1 protein-coding gene is annotated in these 761 nt (G+C 44.4%); it reads left to right on the forward strand.

Features of this window, described 5'->3' with window-relative positions:
• The coding region (locus A3766_RS31550) for a phytoene desaturase family protein (RefSeq protein ID WP_369808655.1) at positions 1-761 on the forward strand (761 nt) is incomplete at both ends.

Raw genomic sequence — 761 nt, forward strand, 5'->3', positions numbered from 1 at the left:
CTATATCGGTGAGATGGGCAACCCTAAATCACAAATGCGCAGAATTTTCGACTTTATCACTGACGGTGAATTGAAATGGGCGCCACTAAATAGCAATTACGATCGCTTCCACTTTGGCGAGGATGTTTACAATTTGCGCGCGGGTAGAGATTGTTTCAAACAAGACTTGTTAAAACACTTTCCCGAAGAAGAGCTAGCGATTGATTCCTATCTGAAAATGCTAGATGCCATTACGCGGTGCATGCCCCTTAAGGTTATGGATAAGTTGATGCCAACCTTACTTTCTCGGCCCTATAAGCTGCTCAAGCGTTTCGGCCTGCCTGACTACTTCAACAAGACGACTTATGAAGTCTTAAGTGGACTGACCTCAAATGAAAAGTTAATTGGCGTCTTAACAGGGCAGTGGGGCGATTGTGGTTTACCTCCTAAGCAGTCGAGCTTTTTAATTCATGCACTGATCGCTCGACATTACTTATCGGGTGCTTACTACCCAGAAGGTGGTGCCTGGAAAATAGCCGATACGATTATTCCTGTTATCCAACAGTCAGGTGGTGACTTGCTTACTTATGCAAGCGTCGAAAAAATAGTCGTTGAAAAGGGCGTCGCGTTGGGTGTCGAGATGTCTGATGGTCATATCATTCACGCAGATAAGGTTATTAGTGCTGCAGGCGTAATGAATACCTTTCAAGACCTGGTTCCGCAGGCGCTGAGCAAAAAGTTCTCTTATGATAAAAAGCTGCAAGAAGTTGAATCATCAAAAG

This window comes from Oleiphilus sp. HI0132 (assembly GCF_001635845.1).